Origin of the sequence: Pseudanabaena sp. UWO311 (assembly GCF_006937785.1) — a bacterium.
In the GTDB taxonomy this organism is placed as follows: Bacteria; Cyanobacteriota; Cyanobacteriia; order Pseudanabaenales; family Pseudanabaenaceae; genus Pseudanabaena.
The window spans coordinates 120380-139288 of sequence record NZ_SJEE01000011.1 but is presented as its reverse complement, the minus strand read 5'-3'; the positions used below and the strand labels follow the sequence as shown (position 1 = coordinate 139288).

Genomic DNA, 18909 nt, shown 5'->3' with positions numbered 1-18909 from the left:
CTTCAATTTTCCATTCTTGGTCAGGATGTGACACACAATCCCAAACATTAGGCAATCCACCGTTCTGAGTCGCATTGCTTTGTAAATTCAAGCACTTGCCCCAATTCCTATTCTTGATTTTGACAAAAGAGGAAGATTCTGCTTTAGCAAATTGTCCTAGCTGAAAAAATGGCGAAAGTCCTAAGACCAAGAGTGACGTGATAGCAAGTCTTCTAAAACTTTGAGAACGTATAATTTTGGGCAATCTCACTAGCGAACCTCCATTCAAGTTTTATATAGCAATCCGAAAAATCTTAGCTGTTGCGATCAGTTTTATTGGTAGGAAAAGGTCGGGTAAAGGTCGGATGTTTTTGGCGTATTTATGTAAATTTTTTTGACAACAGAGAACATCTAAGATAAGCGATTTTAAGGGGAGTCCTACCGATATTGCTCAATCTATTTGGATAAACTAACTCCCTTTACACTCAATCTTTGTAATGTGGAATGAGCACCCCTCACATGTTCTCCATTCAGTTTGTTTCCTGCCATCTCTATTAAAGATCGTATAACGATACGTTGTATGATTGCCAGGTTCTGATCCTGTGAACCATGTACCGTTTACAGCAGCGTATCCTTCTTGTCTGCAAAAAGCATTAGCAGCGGTTGATTTTGCCCATCTAGAACAATTCACTTCTCCATTCTCTAGTATGCAGCCATCAACCCATAACCCATCGATACCTGGATTCTCAAATACTCGATAACGTTCTGCTAAGGCTATCGAAGGAAGACATAGTGTTGTAAGGGTTGAGGTCAATAGAAGACAGGCAATTTCTGAAATAATTTTCATATTTTAAATCTTGTGATTACAATTTTAGATGAATCAACACCAACAGATAGAAAGGTGCAGACCAACCAGTAGGTATCCCTTCAAAAAAACTATATAGTTCAATAGAAAATTTGATGGTCAGAAAAGGTCGGGAAAAGGTCGGAGATTTTTGGTTGATTTATATAAATTTTCTTAACATATAGAGCCTATACTATTGATACAGTAAAAATGTCGGTTTGTCTGAGGCTTTAGATGGCAGATACAGAGGCGATCGCCTTAGTTGAGAAATTACTAGATCGGGGGCGTTTAACAACAATTCAAGAAATTGTGTTTAGCCAATCATGGGAGGGGAAAACTTACTTAGATATGGCTGTAAATGCAGGTTATGACAATGGCTATATCAAAGATGTTGGCTCGGAATTGTGGCGATCGCTGTCTAAAGCTTTAAACGAAAAAGTTACCAAAAATAATTTGCATGGAGTACTGAAGCGATTTGCTCAGAAACAGCAGGAGGCGATCGCTGCTTCAACCTTAAACTTACAACCTGCTACCAACAGCACCCATTGGGGTGAAGCCATTGATGTTTCCAAATTTTATGGACGTACTGCGGAATTAGAAACGCTTAGCCAATGGATTTTTCGCGATCGCTGCCGAATGGTGACATTGCTTGGCTTGGGCGGCATGGGCAAAACCGCACTCTCAGTCAAGTTAGCCCAACAAATACAAGCACAATTTGATTTTGTGATTTGGCGATCGCTACGGGATGCCCCAACTCTCGAAGAGCTGCTGAATGATTTGATTAAATTCCTCTCTCAGCAGCAAGAAATTACCTTGCCACAAAACACAGGGTTGCAAATTTCACGATTGATTGAGTATTTGCGCTCATCTCGATGTCTGATCGTGCTAGATAACTTTGATGCCGTACTCGCGAGTGGACAACGCGCAGGCTACTACCGCGAAGGTTATGACGCTTATGGAGAACTTCTACACCGAGTCGGTGAGATTCCCCATCAAAGTTGTCTCTTGCTCACAAGTCGCGAAAAACCTGCCGAAGTCGCCGCATTATCTGGAGAAATTTTGCCAGTGCGATCGCTAAGTCTATCTGGAGTTGATGCGATCACAGGGCAAGAACTCCTAACAGCCAAGGGTTTACTAGGAAAATCTGAGGAAAGTAGTCAACTTGTCAATTGTTATCACGGTAATCCCTTAGCACTCAAGATTGCTGCTACTTCGATTATCGATTTGTTTGAAGGAGATATTACAGAATTTTTACAACAACAAACAACGGTTTTTAATGGTATTCGGAATCTCCTCGAACGACAGACGCAGAGACTATCAACTCTTGAAGAGCAAGTCATGTATTGGATTGCAATTAATCGTGAACCGACCTCACCAACAGCATTGCTAACAGATATTAATCCAACCATATCGAGAGCCGACTTATTGGAAAGTTTAGAATCTCTGCGATGGCGATCGCTGATTGAGTATACCGTCGTGGGTTACACACAACAGCCTGTGATTATGGAATACATGAGTGATTCTCTAATTAATCAAATTGACAAGGAAATTAGGACGGGAAAGATTCAGTTCTTAAATAGGTTTGCATTAGTTAAAGCAAATGCTAAGGAATATATCATTGAGAGTCAAAAGCGGATTTTTCTAGCTGCGATCGCGACAAAACTAATTGATACTTTTAGATCTGAGCACGAAATTGAACAACTTCTCACTCAATTAATTCTTACACTTCGAGAGAATTATGCGGGAAGTGATGGATATGCAGGTGGAAATCTAATCAATTTATTCATTCACCTTAAGATTAATTTGACTGGATATGACTTCTCTCGATTAGCGCTTTGGCAAGCCGATCTGCGGGGTATCAATCTGCATCAAGTAAACTTTTCTCACTGCAATCTAGCCAAGTCAATTTTTTCAGAAACCCTAGGGGGAGTTTTATCAGTTGCGATTAGTGCCAAAGGTGAATTATTCGCAGCAGGTGATACGAATGGCGAAGTTCGTGTTTGGCAAACTTCAGACGGAAAACAAGTATTAAAGCTCGATCGCTGCACCAGTTGGGTCTGGTCAGTTGCCTTTAGTCCCGACGGAAACCTCATCGCCTGTTGTGATGATAAAACCGTGAAGGTTTGGGATCTTAGAACTCAAAAACTCATTCTGGCTCTAGAAGGACATTCTGGCTGGATTTATCAAGTTGCCTTTAGTCCAGATGGTTCCCAAATTGCCAGTGCCAGCACAGATGCCACGATCAAACTGTGGGATGTTAAAACTTCAGAATGTCTACATACACTTGAAGGACATGAGGGATTTGTCTTTTCTGTTGCCTTTAGCCCAGATAGTAAAACATTGGCAAGCGGTAGCCATGATCGAACCGTTCGACTATGGAATGTTCAGACTGGAGAATATCTAAAAAGTCTAGAAGGGCATGATGCTTGGGTGTGGTCAGTTGTTTTTAGCCCAGATGGAAAAGCGATCGCTAGTGGCAGCCACGACCAAACAGTAAAACTTTGGGATCTCACAACAGATCAATGTCTTAAAACATTACAAGGTCATCAAGGCTGGATTTGGTCACTTGCTTTTAGTCCAGATGGGCAGCTATTAGCTAGCAGCAGCGAGGATCAAACCATTCGTTTATGGGATTGCCAATCTGGGAATTGTCTCAATGTATTGCAAGGACATCGGAGCCGCATTTGGTCGGTTGCCTTTAGCCCAACAGGTGAGTTTCTTGCCAGTGGTAGCGAAGATCAATCAGTTCGTCTCTGGGATATGCAATGGGATATCTCAAAACTCTCCACTTCAAGTGTGTTCCCACTCAACTTAAGTTTAGGAGTCGGACAATGCCGCAAACAGTTCAACGGAGCAACCAACTTAGTTTGGTCTGTTGCATTTAATCCCAATGGACAATATTTAGCAAGTGGTAGTGAAGATCGCACAATTCGAGTCTGGAATCTAGTGACAGGAGAATGTTTACAAACATTATCGGAGCATAGTAGGAGGATTTGGTCTGTTGCTTATTCACCAATCGCTAATCCAGAGCATCTAATAGCAAGCAGTAGTGACGATCACACAATTAAGCTTTGGCAACCAAGCACTGGGAAGTGTTTACAGACCTTGCATGGTCATCTCAACTGGGTAAATTCAGTCACTTTCAGTCCAAATGGAACTTTGCTTGCTAGTGGTGGTGGCGATAACACCGTAAAGTTATGGGATGTTCAGACTGGTAAATGCTTACATACTTTTGAGGGGCATAGCCGTTGGGTATGGTCAGTGGCATTTGATGCTAAGGGACAAGTCCTTGCAAGCGCAAGTGGAGATGGCACAATTAAGCTTTGGCACATCAAACAAAGAGAATGTATTGCTACCATTCCAGTTGAAGGGGGCTTTGTTTCAGCGATCGCATTTAGCTCAACAAATGGTTTCCTTGCAGCAAGTTGTGGTGACACTGCCATCAGAATCTGGGATGTTTCGTTGCTGCTCTCTCAAAAAGAACATACTCAAACCTCAAACTTGGAGAAATCACCAATTCAATTAATCCATACACTATGGGGACATAGTAATCGAGTTTGGACTGTTGCTTTTGAGCCACAAGGTCGTTTCTTAGCAAGTGGTGGAGATGATTGCCAAATTAAAGTATGGGATCTGCAATCTAGTCAATGCTATCTGACTTTGCAAGGACACCAGAGCCGTATTCAATCCCTTAGTTTTTCATGCCAAGAGACTACATTAAGTTCTCAAAACCTTGTATTAGCTAGTGGTAGTTACGACGAAACGATCAAGTTGTGGGATCTAGAATCTGGAAATTGCATCAAAACATTGCAGCCGCCTCGACTCTACGAAGAACTCGATATCTCAGAAGCGATCGGTTTGACGAATGCACAGATAGGTACACTCAAGGTGTTAGGTGCAATTCATACTTAACTAAAGAGACGCTCCAGCTATCCGATGTTGGGATATCGACACGGGACAGTGTTAACAAACTTTGCGATCGCTTCGTCCTTATGAAGGTCTGATTATTGATGATGTAGCAGATTTGACTGAAGCTGAGATCGTCACTTTACAGGCGTTAGGAGTGTATCGATCCCAGCCACGCCAACAAAAAATGCACGCAGCGCGTGCATTTTTACGATTACCAAGCAGGATGTGAAAAAATTGCCTGCATCGCTTTATTGCCACGCAATTGGTTAGAAAGCGGCAAATGTCCTCTCGGAGCATCAAGACTCCAAATAAATTCATTGGGATAACGGGTAAAAGAGCCATCTTTTTTCCAGCCGATCTTTAACCAAAACTTTTCCCAACCCTTGCCAAGACTGAGCCAAATTTTTCGCTGCACCGAGAATCCAAACTTACCTTCGGAATAAACTAGCCAAAGTTGATTAATCGTTTGTAAATCACTAATGGGAATTGATTTTATTTCAGTAAAATATAGCCAGCCTCGCGCCAAAGCCGCTGCACCAGCCGCCTCACATAACTTTTTACTGGTAACTCGATCCGCTTCTTCAAAGTCCTGTTTCGCTAGCAAAATTTGAATTGATTGATAGTCGATCGCCTTTTCCGATTTTAAGGTGACGACACCATTAGGGTAATGAATTTGGGCTATTTCAATCGCTCTAGGCAGAAAGCTTTGCAATAAGGTTTGATGAATTTTGCCATCGATCATTGTCACGTCAGTATTAGCGGCTTTACGGGCTTGAATAAATTCATCAAATACTTGTAAGCCCTCTTCTCCCAAAGTGGCTAATTCAGCGATCGCAGGTAATTGGTTTGCCTCTTTACCCGAAAACAACTTATCTTTTAACGCAGTTAGTTTTGTATCCATCAGAATCTTAAAAATCGCAAAAATCGCACCACTTTGAATTTACACCTTTAACTCGCCCAAAGACTTTAAAAAGCAGCACCCTATGGGTACTGCTTTTTAAAAGCGCAACTAATTAGTCGATGTAACCCATCAGTCCTGCATTGTCGATCTCATTAGAGGCAACAGGTCTGGTCTCACCCATTTGGGAATAAGTTTCGTTAATCACCAATCCTGCGGAACCAACAGGACGTTCTCCTGCGATATAAAACTTATCGACAATCACAAAGCCATCCTCAACGACAGGGCGCTCGCCCGAAGAGAAAAACGTGCTAGTAACATGCACACCACTGTTCACAATCGGACGCTCGCCACCCATGGTGGTGTAGGTGCTGCTAATTGCTAACTTGCTAGCCTCGATTGGACGCTCGCCTGAACTGTTGAAATATTCAACTGCACGAAAGCCGCCATCAACAATGGGGCGATCGCCATAATGCTTAAGGGTTTCAGTCACAATTAATGAACCTTTTTGTTCGATTGATGCTGCGACGGGTTTAGATTCTTCCTTCACCGCCAAAGCTGAGATATCCACTGTACCTGTTTTTGCAGTCGTTTCGCTGTCAGATTTGGCTTTAGTGGGACGAGAGGATTTTTCTTCTGGCTTGGCGCTTTCTGGCTTGGTGCTTTCGTTACTGGTACTCATGCTTTACTTTCCTCAAAAATTTTATATTCAAGATATGCTCAAAAACTTTTAATTGGTAATGATGATTGCTGGTGCAATCATCGCGATCATTAAAAAAACTTCTAAAGCTGTAGCCTTTCTAGTTAATTCTACAGAAAAAGTTAATACTCTAAATATTTTGATAAGTCTTTATGTCTAATTTGAAAATACATCTAAAACAAGCAGTTTGGACATTTAACTACATGAATCTCTTATTTACTGCCTTTATCTAAGATTTATTACATCTCAGAATATATCTTATAAAATATTCCAATCTCATTAGAAAATCATAAAAAGCATCAAAAAGAATAATTATGTTGGCTTGAAGCCCCAGTTATTAAATTAAAAATCAATATCGCGATAAATTTCAGCGATCGCTAGTTCAATATTTACTGACTCTAACAAAATTGACTGGTCTAAACTATCAAAATCGCTATACGTCCAAACATTCTCTTGTTTGCTATAGCGTTCCACAAAAACTTTATTTTGACGAATTAATAGATATTCACAAAAACTAGGAATAGAACGATACATCCGAAACTTGTCCGTGCGATCGTATTCTTCCGTTGATGGGGAAAGGACTTCCACGATCAACAAAGGATTTAACGCTTCATCTTTACGATCGCCGTTTAGCTGTGGTTTACCGTCAAAAATCATGGCATCAGCATAGACCCCGCAACTATGCTTGGGAAGCCATAGCCTCAGTTCGCTATTGATCACAGAGAATTGAGTGTCTCTCAAAATGAAGTGGAGAAAGGAAAAAATATTTCCCATAACCAAACTATGGTTAAGTGTCCCGCCAGTCATCGTAATAATTTCTCCATCATGGTACTCACATTTTTCCTTAGCTGTTTCTGCGATCGCGCGATATTCATCGAGACTGTAGCGACGCTCAGTAGTGGCAATCATGGGGTCGTACTCTAACTCTCAAGACAACGTTTCTATTATAAAGCCCAAAAAGGCAAAGCGCCCGCTACGCGGGCGCTTTGCCTTTTTGGGCTTTAGTCTTTATTCCGACAAGGTACTTAGCCAGCCCATTTTTTGTGGCGCTGCGAAGCTGTGCTACAAAAAATGTTTTTTAGGGGGCAATATAACCTTGAATATTTTCAGGACGTAAGGGACGCATAATTTGATTGGCTCGAACTATCTGATTATCTGTTCCTTGGACAACGATGAGATATTTACCTTCATCTAGGCGATTGCGGAGAGGAACTGAATCGCTGCTAGTTGCCACGCCGACACCGCCGCCTACAAATATGCTTCCCATCGCGCCACCAAATGCGCCTAACAAACCACCGATCACATGATTGCCGATCGCACCAGCCCAAGAGAAAGTATGTAAATCAGTGACGAGGCTAAAACCAATCCCAGCAAAGAAGCCGAAGGGTACAAGCCAATATGACATTGTAAAAGCTTGTTTGCGACCTTGCACAAGTGGATCGATAAAGCCAAATTCTTCAGCACTTTTATAGCCTTTGCCTAAAATTGAGATTGCTTGCATCGGAAAATTTGCTGATTCTAATCGCGTATAAACTTCTTCAGCCTTCATGCGATCGCTCCAAACACTAACCAAATAGTTCATATATTAAAAAAACGAATAACTGCTAGCCAATATCGTATAGCGCAAAGCGATCTAAAAAATTAGGCACACCCACAGGGTGTGCCTAATTTAGGTGATTTCTCGTAAAGAATCTCTCATCGTCTAGACACAAGTCGGACTTCCCCCCTTTAATTCCCCCTAGCAAAGGAGGAAGACCAGAAATCTTGTTCCCTCCCCTTTGCAAGGGGAGGGTTAGGGTGGGGTAAATTTTAAATATTGGCAAGCTTTAAGATCTTTTGCCAATGCGCTTCAGATACAGGAACGACTGACAAGCGGCTAATACGAATTAGGTCAAAGCCCTCAAAATCTGGCTCTTGTTTGATTTGAGCAAGGGTGACAGGCTGAGGCAGCGATCGCACTGCCTTGACATCAACCACAGCTCGTTTAGGGTCATCTAATTTTGGGTCTACATAAGGCAATGTAATTACTTCAGCGATACCCATAGCTCGGCGTTCTTCACCTGTGTGGTAGATCAGCGCTAAATCTTTAGGCTGCATTGTGCGGATATGCTTGAGCGCCAAATTGTTATTCACGCCATCCCAAATTGTTTGGAGATCGCGCTCTAGATCGGCGTAAGAATAAACATGGGGTTCGCTTTTGAGTAACCAGTAAGCCATTTTTAAAGACATTTGCAACAATCACAGTATACCGATCACCAAGCCAAAAAGTAGGGACAATTCATGAATTTCCCCTACTTTTTGGCTTGGCATCACGATGAAAGTGTAGTCATCAGAACACAAGTAAAATGCTTGTAGCTTATAATCATTAATGCCCCAAGCAGCAAGTAAATCAGGCAATTTTTGTCGAAAGCTTTGCTTTGCGTTATATATTTTTTGATAGCAACGAAACTAATCCGATGGAAATGAGCCGCGTGAATACAAGTCAATCTAATCAGTCTGGAACTACTAATTTGATCCAAGGGCCCTATTGGCTAGTGGAAGAGCGTGATGCCTGTGGGGTGGGTTTTATTGCTGACAAGGAAGGTCGTGCTAGTCATAAGATTATTAGCAATGCTCTGAAAGCTTTGACTTGTATGGAACATCGCGGTGGATGTAGTGCCGATCAAGATTCTGGTGACGGTGCAGGTTTGATGACGGCAATTCCTTGGGCATTGTTACAAAAAGAATTTGCAGATTTGACCATCGATCCTGAGCATTCGGCGTTGGGGATGTTTTTCTTTCCACAAGATCGCGATCGCGCTGATAAATGTCGTGAAATTACTGAAAAAATTGCCAAAGAAGAAGGACTAAACCTGCTGCAATGGCGAATTGTGCCTGTTCAACCACAAGTATTAGGGGTACAGGCTAGAGAAAATCAACCTCATATCGAGCAAGCAATTTTTGCAGCAGATGCAGAACATCAAAAGCTTGAACAAATCGAAAGGGCAATTTACATAACTCGTCGTCGGATTAAACTCGAAGTCAAAAAGCTTGCACCCGATCTCCCCAGCGATTTTTACGTTCCCTCTCTTTCTAACGCAACTGTAATTTATAAAGGGATGGTGAGATCGGCGATATTGGATGCTTTTTATGAGGATCTGCAAAATCCTGATTATGTCTCGCCTTACGCCATCTATCACCGAAGATTTAGTACCAACACATTACCAAAATGGCCGCTTGCTCAGCCAATGCGGTTTCTTGGTCACAATGGCGAAATTAATACTTTGCAAGGAAATACCAATTGGTTTCTCGCTCGTCAAGGTGATCTCGCGCACCCTAATTGGGTGGACGCAAAGGGCGATCGCCTCAAAGATTTATTGCCAATTCTCAAGCCTAATGAAAGCGATTCGGCAACCCTCGATCATGTGTTTGAATTGCTAATTGAGACAGGGCATAGTCCGCTAGAAGCGATGATGATCCTTGTGCCAGAAGCCTATGAGAACCAACCAGATTTAAGCGATCGCCAAGCAATTGTTGATTTCTATGAATACTACAGTGGCATACAAGAAGCATGGGATGGGCCCGCGCTATTAGCGTTCAGCGATGGCAAAATTGTCGGTGCTGCGCTTGATCGCAACGGATTGCGTCCTGCTCGGTACATGATTACCAAAGACGGTATGGTGATCGTTAGTTCTGAGGCAGGAACCGTAGATATACCTGAAACAGAAATCATCGAAAAAGGTCGCCTTGGACCTGGGCAAACCATAGCTGTTGACTTACAAACCCATGAAGTTCTACACAACTGGGAAATTAAGGAACGGGTTGCTAAAGCTCATCCTTATGGCGAATGGATTAAGCAATATCGTAAGAATCTAGAAGTCAAGCCTTTTGCGGAAGCGCCAACGCTCGATGAGCAGAAAGTTCTCACCTATCAAACCGCGTTCGGTTACACCCTCGAAGATGTGGAAATGGTGATCGAAGCAATGGCTCAAGATGCAAAAGAGCCAGTATTTTGTATGGGAGATGATGCGCCACTTGCCTTTTTGTCACAGCGCCCACATCTTCTCTACGATTACTTCAAGCAGCGCTTTGCACAGGTAACAAATCCACCGATCGATCCTCTGCGTGAGGGAACGGTCATGTCTTTATCGATGTTTTTGGGAGAAAGAGCAAATTTACTTCTCGCTACTCCTGAAGCAGCCCATCAGATTAAGATTAAAAGTCCTGTAATCAATGAAGCAGAACTTGAGGATCTCCAATCCTTAGGTTTTGCTTCAACAAAATTGGATATGTTGTTCCCGATCGCATCAGGAGCCGACGGTCTAAAAGATGCGATCGCCAAGCTCAGTGATGCGGCTGTAGCAGCAGTTCGCAATGGAGCGAAACTGTTGATTTTAAGCGATCGCCTGCTTAATGCTGATAATGCGTACATTCCGCCATTACTAGCCGTGGGCGCAGTGCATCACCGCCTCTGTGCCGAAGGGATTCGCATGAAGGCTTCAATTGTTGTGGAAACGGCTCAATGCTGGAGTACCCATCATTTTGCTTGCTTGATCGGCTATGGAGCTAGTGCCATCTGTCCTTACCTCGCCTTTGAGACTACACGCCATTGGTGGGGTAAAGCGAAGACCCAAATGCAGATGCAACAGGGAAAAATCAAGTCTCTCACGATTGCTCAAGTTCAAGATAGCTATCGTAAGGCGGTTGAAGGTGGATTATTGAAGATTCTCTCAAAGATGGGAATTTCGCTCCTGTCTAGCTATAGCGGCGCTCAAATTTTTGAAGCGATCGGCATTGGTACAGAAGTAATTACCAATTGCTTTAAGGGAACAGTTTCTCGCGTTGGTGGTGTTAACTTCGCTGATATTGCTTCAGAATTACTCAGTTTCCATTCTCAAGCTTTTCCTGAGTTGCAAATCAAAAAGCTGGAGAATTATGGTTTTGTGCAGTATCGCCCCACAGGTGAATACCACATGAACAGCCCTGAAATGGCGAAAGCATTGCATAAAGCAGTGGCGGGTGATGGCTATGACCATTACGAAGTCTATCGCACTCAATTGCAAAATCGCACACCAACGGCGCTGCGTGATTTACTCGAATTTAAGAGCGATCGCCCCAGTATTCCTCTAGAAAAAGTCGAAGATATTTCTGAAATTCTCAAGCGTTTCTGTACTGGCGCAATGTCCCTTGGCGCATTGAGTCGTGAAGCCCATGAAGTCCTTGCGATCGCCATGAATCGCGTTGGCGGCAAATCTAATTGCGGCGAGGGCGGCGAAGATCCAATTCGTTATTTGCCCATTAATGATGTAGATGCGAACGGAATTTCCGCAACATTCCCTCATCTCAAGGGCTTAAAAAATGGCGACACAGCTAACTCGGCAATTAAGCAAATTGCATCGGGACGTTTTGGTGTTACGCCTTCCTATCTAGTTAGCTCCAATCAATTAGAGATTAAAGTCGCTCAAGGCGCGAAACCAGGTGAAGGTGGACAGTTGCCAGGGCCAAAAGTCAGTAGCTACATTGCGATGCTGCGCAATTCCAAACCAGGAGTTTCGCTAATTTCACCGCCACCTCACCATGACATCTATTCCATCGAAGACTTGGCTCAGCTAATCTTCGATCTACATCAAATCAATCCCACCGCTAAAGTTTCTGTCAAACTAGTATCCGAAATCGGTATTGGCACGATCGCAGCAGGGGTTGCCAAAGCCAACGCCGACATCATCCAAATCTCTGGCTATGATGGCGGTACTGGTGCTTCACCGCTAAGTTCGATTAAGCACGCTGGCTCACCTTGGGAACTTGGTCTAGCAGAAGTACATACGGTATTGATGGGTAATAAATTGCGCGATCGCGTATTATTACGAGTTGATGGCGGATTTAAGACAGGTTGGGACGTAGCGATCGCAGCGCTTCTCGGTGGAGAAGAATATGGCTTCGGTACAGCGGCGATGATCGCTGAAGGTTGCATCATGGCGCGAGTTTGCCACACTAACAAGTGTCCCGTTGGCGTAACGTCGCAACTAGAGCAGTTCCGCAAGCGCTTCCCAGGCACTCCTGAACATGTGGTCAACTTCCTCTACTTTGTTGCCGAAGAAGTCCGTCAAATCCTTGCCAAGTTGGGTTACAAGTCGCTCAAAGACATCATCGGACGTTCTGATTTGTTAGCACAACGTCAAGACCTCAAGCTTGCCAAGCTCGATCTCAATCAGGTTAACCTCGATTGCCTAATTAAACTTCCTGACACCAAGAGCGATCGCAGTTGGTTAGAACATTCACCAACTTCCCATAGTAACGGTGCTGTTCTTGATGACGAAATCTTGGCAGATATTGAAGTCCAACAGGCGATCGCCAATCAAACTGATTTAAGTAAGAGCTATGCGATTATCAATACCGATCGCTCAGTTCCTGCAAGAGTATCAGGTGCGATCGCAAAGCAATATGGTAACTCTGGGCTTGCCAGTCATCTCAATCTCGAATTTGTTGGTGCAGCAGGTCAAAGCTTCGGCGCATTCAATATCAATGGATTGAATCTCTCGCTAGTCGGTGAAGCTAATGACTACATCGGCAAAGGTATGAATGGCGGCACAATCAGCATCAAACCTAAGCCTGATTGCATCTTCAATCCAGCCGATAACGCAATTATTGGTAATACCTGTCTCTATGGCGCAACAGGCGGCTATCTATTTGTACATGGTCGCGCTGGCGAACGCTTTGGGGTAAGGAACTCTGGCTCGAAAGCAGTCGTGGAAGGCACAGGCGATCATTGTTGCGAATACATGACTGGCGGCGTAATCGTTGTCCTTGGAACCACAGGTCGCAACGTCGGCGCTGGGATGACGGGCGGTATTGCTTACTTCCTCGATATCGATGGCAAGTTTTGCGATCGGCTCAGTCAAGAGGTTCTCAAAGTCCAGAGAGTTTGCACTGCCGCAGGTGAAAGCCAGTTAAAAGAGCTGATTCAATCTACCTATGAGAATACTGGCAGTAGCCGAGCAAAGGAAATTCTCGATAATTGGTCGAGCTATTTACCGAAGTTCTGGCAAGTCGTGCCGCCTTCGGAGCAGAATAGCCCTGAAGCTACGGATGCTGTGCCTGTAGTCGCAACGGTTTAAAAAACAGAGGGGCGCGGAGCACCCCTCTGTTTTTTGTCAATGAAACTATTGGCGATTCCTTATCTCACACAAGATAAAAATCAGCTATTTCCTTTTCCTTAGTTGTTAACCATAGTGATCGCCATCGGCAAACCTTTAGTAGATAGATAATTGAGGCGATCGCCTAAAAATCACGACTCACAGTAATAGCGATCATCTTTAGAAGATGGATTGTTAATGTGATCGCGTTTGACTTAGATTTAGAACTCTGCGGTGATTTGTATTTAGAACGTAGTTGCATTATAAACTTTAAATAAGGTGTTCAACCACATCAGCAATGAAGCAACTCACTAAAGCAGAATTTCTAGCGACGATCTCAGCCCCAATGAGGCGATTATCACTCGATACTTCACCACCTTGCGATTTTTGGCTTTACTTTGAGTCAATTCCGTCGTCAGATTTTGATGGGTATAACTGTTCTGAAAGTAGTGTCACTTATGTTTGGGTGGATTCCACCAGTCGCTATCAGTTTGTGCATGTGAATAGCGAGGACAAGAATGTGTTCATGGTGATCGTGATCGATATCGCAGCCTGCACGGTACTAGGACACCGATTATTAGACCTGAATCGAGAGTATGGACTTGAACGCACCTAACTATGCGCTACAGCGAAATAGAAGTGATTGTTAAATGCGATCACCTAAAGCTCACGACTCACAATAATAGCGAACGCCTTTAGAAGATAGATTGTTAATGCGATCGCTTGATTCGAGGGGGGTGTGAGGAGTGGGGGATTGATGTGCCGTTATAATTTAGGCAATAGAAAATAATATTTTGCTAAATTTATGAATAACACTTAAGGAAACTGACACTTATGCTAACTTTACAAATTACAAAAGATCAAGTTTTTACTTTGATCGATCAACTTTCACTTAATGAGCAGCAAGAAGTTTTACAATATTTAGTCAAAAAAACCCGTGAGGATCTTGATGATACCCCCGATGATATTGTTCTCGAAGGTATTAAGCAAGGACTCAAAGAGGCGATGAGCGGTCAAACTATTCCTCTGTCTCAGATGTGGGAGGGGATTGATGTCGAGTAATTCTATCGAAATTTTTCTGACTTCTCGTTTTAAAAAAGATCTTAGTCAATTAGCTAAACGTTATCGTTCAATTCGTCAGGATCTAGAACCTCTAGTTGAGCAGCTTAAATCAGGAGAAGTTTTAGGCGATCAAATTTCTGGTTTGAATAATCAAGTATTTAAGGTTCGTCTCAAAAATAGCAATATTCAAAAGGGAAAAAGCGCAGGTTATCGGGTTATTTATTATGTGAAAACTGAAACTAGTGTGGTTTTGGTGACGATTTATTCTAAGTCCGACACGTCAGATATAGAGAATAATGTGATCGAAAAAATTATTAAAGAATTTGTGGAGGAATAGGTATCGTTGATGCGATCACCTAAAAATTACGACTCACAGTATTAGCGATCGCCATCAGCAAACCTTTAGCAGATTGATCATTGGGCGATCGCAATTAAAGCCCAAATGTAAAATAATCTCTCTAGGTCAGTCTGGAATCAGTTCTAAAGATTTGTGCATCTATGGCTCAACTTGAATAATAGTTTCGTATAAGCGGTTCAGATTTATATAGCTGAATAACGTATGATTGTTATTAGTGCTTAGCATTAGCTCCCCAAATAATTAGCTTTTTTAGGAGATAGAGATGACAATGAATAGGAATTCAAAGAAGACTTTATTTTGCTTAATAACTACAATGATCACGTTCTTGGGATTAGGAGTATGGGCAAGTAATGCAGAAACCCCTAAGAAATCAATTCCACAAGGCGTGTTTAAACTTTCGGGTAGACCTGCCGTCTACTACTCTAATGGAGAAGGAGCCTACTGTTGGTATAACTCATGGTCTGAGCTAGTGAGGCTTACTGGAACCGATAGACCTGATATCCGTCAGTACAAAACTTCGCAGCAGTGGGCGGTCAATACTCTTCGTAAGATGCAGTACGACGGAATATGTACTGGGGCAGAAAGTATTCCAGCAACACATCCAGATCCTAAGATACTCCAATAGGGTATGTAACATTTCATTAGCGCATTTAAGCCTATTTAAACACTAGTGATCGCAAAGAAAACATTGGTTAAGCGAGCGCTCAGAACTCCCAGTACTAGTGATCGCAATTCCACAAACCCTTTATATTACTCTGCGGTACTTTGTTCTCTGTAGAGTAATTAACAAGCAATTGCGTTAAAACAATAAGTTAGCTGTAATAGCATCAATTCGCAAGTTTACTCTCATATATACTTAGAGATTGATTTAGAGCCATGCGCGTATATCTAACCCACTGCCCCAAGGAAAAGGAGCCTAATCTTAAAGGAACTGATATTGCAATCACCGCTGATAAGCTGTACACAAATTCTGGTATTCAGCAATTCATGTAGAGGTGTCAAAAAAATGTGAGTTGGGCTGTTCTATCTAATCTCCATGGAGTTTATCTGTCAAGCGATGTCATGTCTGGTACGAAAAGCATCCTTCCTCCTTTTCTATACCACAAGAAGAGGAGATTATCATTGTAGATTTCAATACCAAGTTAGATTCATATGATGAAATATACTTTTTTGTCAGACCAGAATCCTTCCACCCTTTCTATGAGAGGATTTTGAAAAAGACAGTGTTTGTAGGTAAAGTAAAGACTTTCGAGAATATTGAGTGTATTGAAGAAGCTTGAAGAGAAGTGGGTTGTTCAGCATAAAAGACTGGAGCGTTAAGCAAACCGATAAGCCCGTTAAGGTTGTCTGTTTCTAGACAAGATTCAGCAAGCAAAAATAGTCGGCTTCGTTGTTAATTCCGAGAAGTTATTGGCGATCGTAAAAAAGATAAATAATAGTTAAGCGATCGCCCACTGATACCGATCAATTGGAACAACTGATCCAACCAAATATTCAGCAGGTGTTTTTTGAGAATTAGCTTTTGATTGGAGAAACACTTAATAAACGTGAGTTCGATGAATTTTCAATGTCTATAAACCTTATTCAATGAGCATTACAAGAAATTATGTTCTATAAAAGCGTTTGAAATTATTGAGAATAGAGTCAATAATGCGTGGGGTTGCATACTATTGATTTCATTCTCAATAAAAACTTGGATTTGTTTATATGACTAGGCTTCAAAAACCTTGATTCATAAAGCTTTGGAGTCTTGAAATTCATCGAACTCACGTTAATAAATAGAACATTTTGGATTTGTCTATTTTCTTAAGACTCATAGTAAGAAGATATTCAGATTATCACACCAGCCAATTTTCTCGAACTTAAATAAGCAGCCCCAAGAAGAGATATTGTAATGACTGAGCAAAACAATCCTGAATCTTTTCTAACACCTGAAGAACTAAAAGCAGGACGCGATCGCATTGCCGCCGCTAATATTAACAACGTCTTACATCACTGTCGTAAATGTGATTATGAATGGGTTGCCTCCCATGCCGAAGCCTGTCGATGTGGCTCCAAAAGTGTCGAATGGATTATGTGTTGGCAATTTCCCGATGACTAGAAGGCGATCACCTATGGGATAGCTGTAATTCTGTCATAATGAAAATTGGGATCTGCAATACCTAGCAGCAAGAGGCAAATATTCTTTATGAACGCCCTAACTATAAGCCTAGAGTCAATATTTGAACTAACTGAAGAAAAGTTCTTTCAACTCTGCCAAAAAAATAGCGATCTGAGATTCGAGCGCAGCGCTCAAGGAGATATTACGATCATGGCTCCCGAAGGTAGTGACACAGGAATGCGCAGTTCTGACGTAAATGGACACTTATGGCTTTGGAATCAACAGAAAAAACTAGGCTTTACATTTGGTTCTTCCACAGGATTTATCTTGGCTAATGGTGCAATGCGATCGCCTGATGCTTGTTGGATATTACAAGAAAGATGGGATGCTCTGACTCCAGAGCAACAATCTAAATTTGCACCAATTTGTCCAGATTTCGTGATCGAGTTAATGTCGAGAACCGACACCTTGTCAACTGTCCAAGCCAAAATGCAAGAATATCAAGACAACGGCGCAAGACTAGGCTGGCTAATCAATCGCCGCGATCGCCAAGTAGAAATTTATCGCATTGGACAACCTATAGAAGTTCTCCAAGCACCAATTTCGCTCTCTGGTGAAACCGTATTACCCGACTTTGTTCTAGAATTAGCATCCATTTGGTAATAGCTAAATCTTGTTGTAGGGATGATGCAAAGTAACGCCTGAATCTGCATCAAATCCATAGATCTTATTTAAATCAAATCGCCAGAAACTGCGATCGCCAATTTGCCAATGATGTTCTAGACCAATATCCGCTGAAACTCTCGCTCTTAATTCGCTATCTTGCAGCCTTAACAGCACAATTGTTTCCGAACCAAGAGCTTCTACTAGTTCCACAGTTCCTTCAATATGAGCCATGTCAGATGTAGCAGGTTGCAAATCTTCAGGACGGAATCCTAATGTAAATGGACGATCGCAACCAATTTCTTTAATTGAGAACTCGTTAATAGAAATTGGCTTGAGCAAACTTTCTCCTTGCAAGCATCCATTAGCATCAACTTTTACAGACAGAAAATTCATCGGTGGCGAACCCATAAATCCAGCTACAAATTGATTTGCAGGTTTACGATAAATATTTAGAGGCGTATCTACTTGCTGAATATCTCCCTTATTTAAAACCACAATCCGATCGCCCATCGTCATTGCTTCAACTTGATCGTGGGTTACATAAATAGTCGTAACTTGCAATTGCTTTTGTAACTGCACAATTTGCGATCGCGTATCACTGCGCAACTGAGCATCAAGATTTGATAGCGGCTCATCCATCAGAAAAACTTGTGGATTTCTGGCGATCGCCCGACCTAGAGCAACCCGTTGTTTTTGTCCGCCCGATAATTCTTTGGGCTTGCGATCAAGCAAATGAGCGATTTGCAAAGACTTAGCAACCTCTTGAACCCTCTGATCAATCTCGGTGCGTTGTTTTTTAGGCAGAGGCATAAACCATGCAGCTAATTGGCGCGATCGCTGTCGCCTCAGACCAAAAGCAATATTGTTATACACAGTCATGTGCGGATAAAGCGCATAACTTTGAAAAACCATCGCAATATCACGCACCTTGGGAGGTAAATGATTAATTTGGCGATCGCCCAAATATATAGAGCCATCAGTTACTTCCTCCAAGCCCGCAATCAGGCGCAACAAAGTACTTTTGCCACAGCCCGATGGCCCCACCAATACCATAAACTCCCGATCTTCTACTTCTAAGTCAATCTCTTTAAGAACTATATTTTGTCCAAATTTCTTGGTAATGCCACACAAACGTACGGGAGCCATCGCAAAACATCCTAAAAAGTAGCCTGAATGATTTTATCTCGAAATCCTCTCAACTAAACCAATTCTGGAGTTTGCAGCGCCGCAGGCACAGCAAACTCCAGAATTGGTTTCAAAATGATAACTGCATGATGTTT

At 42.3% G+C, this 18909-nt stretch carries 15 protein-coding genes; 8 read left to right on the top strand and 7 right to left on the bottom strand.

Annotation, left to right across the window (positions count from 1 at the left end; genetic code table 11):
* Nucleotides 1-250 (bottom strand): RICIN domain-containing protein (locus PseudUWO311_RS24875; RefSeq protein ID WP_190303462.1); only part of this gene is annotated, 250 nt, incomplete at its 3' end.
* Between the two features lie 807 nt (nucleotides 251-1057).
* Here PseudUWO311_RS24875 and PseudUWO311_RS10840 point away from each other — a divergent pair.
* Nucleotides 1058-4735 carry an NB-ARC domain-containing protein gene (locus tag PseudUWO311_RS10840; RefSeq protein WP_142655259.1) on the top strand — a complete coding sequence of 1226 codons (3678 nt, stop codon included), beginning with the start codon at nucleotides 1058-1060 and terminating at the stop codon, nucleotides 4733-4735.
* Between the two features lie 208 nt (nucleotides 4736-4943).
* Here the strand turns inward: PseudUWO311_RS10840 and PseudUWO311_RS10835 are convergent, their stop codons facing one another.
* The 5 genes from PseudUWO311_RS10835 to PseudUWO311_RS10815 all read right to left on the bottom strand — a co-directional run bounded on the left by PseudUWO311_RS10835 (nucleotide 4944) and on the right by PseudUWO311_RS10815 (nucleotide 8547).
* The gene (locus PseudUWO311_RS10835; RefSeq protein ID WP_142655258.1) at nucleotides 4944-5633 is read right to left on the bottom strand and encodes a GUN4 domain-containing protein; all 690 of its coding nucleotides are present in this window, start codon (nucleotides 5631-5633) and stop codon (nucleotides 4944-4946) included.
* A gap of 112 nt (nucleotides 5634-5745) precedes the next feature.
* Nucleotides 5746-6312 carry a hypothetical protein gene (locus tag PseudUWO311_RS10830; RefSeq protein WP_142655257.1) on the bottom strand — a complete coding sequence of 189 codons (567 nt, stop codon included), beginning with the start codon at nucleotides 6310-6312 and terminating at the stop codon, nucleotides 5746-5748.
* A gap of 360 nt (nucleotides 6313-6672) precedes the next feature.
* Nucleotides 6673-7239, bottom strand: a complete 567-nt coding sequence (locus PseudUWO311_RS10825) for a Uma2 family endonuclease (RefSeq protein WP_142655256.1) — start codon at nucleotides 7237-7239, stop codon at nucleotides 6673-6675.
* A 169-nt stretch (nucleotides 7240-7408) separates the two neighbouring features.
* Nucleotides 7409-7912, bottom strand: coding sequence for a hypothetical protein (locus PseudUWO311_RS10820; RefSeq protein WP_142655255.1), 504 nt, complete (start codon nucleotides 7910-7912; stop codon nucleotides 7409-7411).
* Nucleotides 7913-8139: 227 nt separating this feature from the next.
* Complete coding sequence (locus PseudUWO311_RS10815; protein ID WP_142655267.1) at nucleotides 8140-8547, bottom strand: EVE domain-containing protein; 408 nt, start codon at nucleotides 8545-8547, stop codon at nucleotides 8140-8142.
* 245 nt (nucleotides 8548-8792) lie between these two features.
* Between PseudUWO311_RS10815 and gltB the strand changes: the two genes are divergently transcribed.
* The 7 genes from gltB to PseudUWO311_RS10780 all read left to right on the top strand — a co-directional run bounded on the left by gltB (nucleotide 8793) and on the right by PseudUWO311_RS10780 (nucleotide 17626).
* On the top strand, nucleotides 8793-13424 hold the full coding sequence (gene gltB / locus PseudUWO311_RS10810) for a glutamate synthase large subunit (protein ID WP_223807536.1): 4632 nt from the start codon (nucleotides 8793-8795) through the stop codon (nucleotides 13422-13424).
* A 316-nt stretch (nucleotides 13425-13740) separates the two neighbouring features.
* The gene (locus tag PseudUWO311_RS10805; RefSeq protein WP_142655254.1) at nucleotides 13741-14058 is read left to right on the top strand and encodes a hypothetical protein; all 318 of its coding nucleotides are present in this window, start codon (nucleotides 13741-13743) and stop codon (nucleotides 14056-14058) included.
* Nucleotides 14059-14276: 218 nt separating this feature from the next.
* Nucleotides 14277-14504 (top strand): hypothetical protein, encoded by a 228-nt coding sequence (locus PseudUWO311_RS10800; protein ID WP_142655253.1) that lies wholly within the window; start codon nucleotides 14277-14279, stop codon nucleotides 14502-14504.
* The gene (locus tag PseudUWO311_RS10795; protein WP_142655252.1) at nucleotides 14494-14841 is read left to right on the top strand and encodes a type II toxin-antitoxin system RelE family toxin; all 348 of its coding nucleotides are present in this window, start codon (nucleotides 14494-14496) and stop codon (nucleotides 14839-14841) included. The genes PseudUWO311_RS10800 and PseudUWO311_RS10795 overlap by 11 nt, the downstream gene beginning before the upstream one ends.
* Nucleotides 14842-15130: 289 nt before the next feature.
* Nucleotides 15131-15487, top strand: coding sequence for a hypothetical protein (locus PseudUWO311_RS10790; RefSeq protein WP_142655251.1), 357 nt, complete (start codon nucleotides 15131-15133; stop codon nucleotides 15485-15487).
* A gap of 1269 nt (nucleotides 15488-16756) precedes the next feature.
* Nucleotides 16757-16963: a hypothetical protein gene (locus PseudUWO311_RS10785; protein WP_142655250.1), complete on the top strand. Its 207-nt coding sequence runs from the start codon at nucleotides 16757-16759 to the stop codon at nucleotides 16961-16963.
* An 87-nt stretch (nucleotides 16964-17050) separates the two neighbouring features.
* The gene (locus PseudUWO311_RS10780; RefSeq protein ID WP_142655249.1) at nucleotides 17051-17626 is read left to right on the top strand and encodes a Uma2 family endonuclease; all 576 of its coding nucleotides are present in this window, start codon (nucleotides 17051-17053) and stop codon (nucleotides 17624-17626) included.
* Nucleotides 17627-17629: 3 nt separating this feature from the next.
* Here PseudUWO311_RS10780 and PseudUWO311_RS10775 read toward each other — a convergent pair whose 3' ends face one another.
* Nucleotides 17630-18775 carry an ABC transporter ATP-binding protein gene (locus PseudUWO311_RS10775; protein ID WP_142655248.1) on the bottom strand — a complete coding sequence of 382 codons (1146 nt, stop codon included), beginning with the start codon at nucleotides 18773-18775 and terminating at the stop codon, nucleotides 17630-17632.
* Between the last annotated feature and the right edge of the window lie 134 nt (nucleotides 18776-18909).